This is a genomic window from Paenibacillus sp. J2TS4 (genome assembly GCF_018403245.1).
GTDB lineage: Bacteria > Bacillota > Bacilli > Paenibacillales > NBRC-103111 > Paenibacillus_L.
In genome coordinates this window covers 1-852 of the sequence record NZ_BOSH01000041.1, presented here as the reverse complement: position 1 = coordinate 852, position 852 = coordinate 1, and the positions used below count along the sequence as shown (strand labels likewise).

Below are 852 nucleotides of genomic sequence, written 5' to 3'. Positions count from 1 at the left end.
TGTAGGGTATTCCGACATAACTTTCTGTAGAAACATCAGGAACTTATCGGCAGTGTATTGTTCATCTTCTTGCCAAACGATTTTGCCCGTGACATAATCCACCGTGGAGAATAGTTTTATGCCACGATGTTTACCGGTTGTTTTTAGGATACGCTGCTTCCCTTTGGCAAACCACGTATGTTGAAGCGCTTGGTAATCACGAATCATGGATTCATCTTCAAACAAAATATGATCAATTTCGCCATCATCGTAATTTTTTTAACCCTGGAAAGGTTTTTTCGACAAACTCTTTTTGCTTTTCTTCGTCAGCGGCTGCCAAAGTATAGGTGGGTTTTGTGTAACTCATGTTTAGACGATGCATCAGCTTGGAAGCCCCACGGAGGGAGTAGCTTTGTTCAAATTCCCGCTGGATGAACTCACAAATCAGTTCAAGGGTCCAATTGAACTTTGCCGAAAATCCAACTTCATGGGGAATAGATTCCATGATTGTCTTTTTCAGTTGAGTTTGTTGTTCTTCCGTAAGCCGTTCACTCCTGCCTGGAGGGGACTGGATCTGCAAGCCATCAAGACCCGACTCTCTATAGTGTTGTATATACGTTCGTACTGTTCGATCCGATCTTCTAATAATGGAAGCAATTTGCTGATTACTGTATCCAAGCAGATGTAAATAAACAGTTTGGTAACGTTCGAACATTCGGCGGCTCTTTTCCTGTATTAATCGGTTTTCAACTTCTTTTAATTCCTTGTTTTCCAAAATCATCACCCGTCCATAAAGTGGTTCTCACTTATTCGACGTTTGAGGGTTGGAATTCCTTCCTCATAATAGGAAACTTACTGGTTCAACTTATATAG

Annotated in this window: 2 protein-coding genes; both read right to left on the bottom strand. The window is 41.1% G+C overall.

Annotation, left to right across the window (positions count from 1 at the left end; translation table 11 throughout):
- Positions 1-225: transposase (locus tag KJS69_RS29365; protein ID WP_374706758.1), on the bottom strand; the 225-nt coding region annotated here is incomplete at its 3' end.
- A gap of 19 nt (positions 226-244) precedes the next feature.
- The gene (locus KJS69_RS29360; protein ID WP_213587784.1) at positions 245-754 is read right to left on the bottom strand and encodes a helix-turn-helix domain-containing protein; all 510 of its coding nucleotides are present in this window, start codon (positions 752-754) and stop codon (positions 245-247) included.
- Positions 755-852 lie beyond the last annotated feature (98 nt).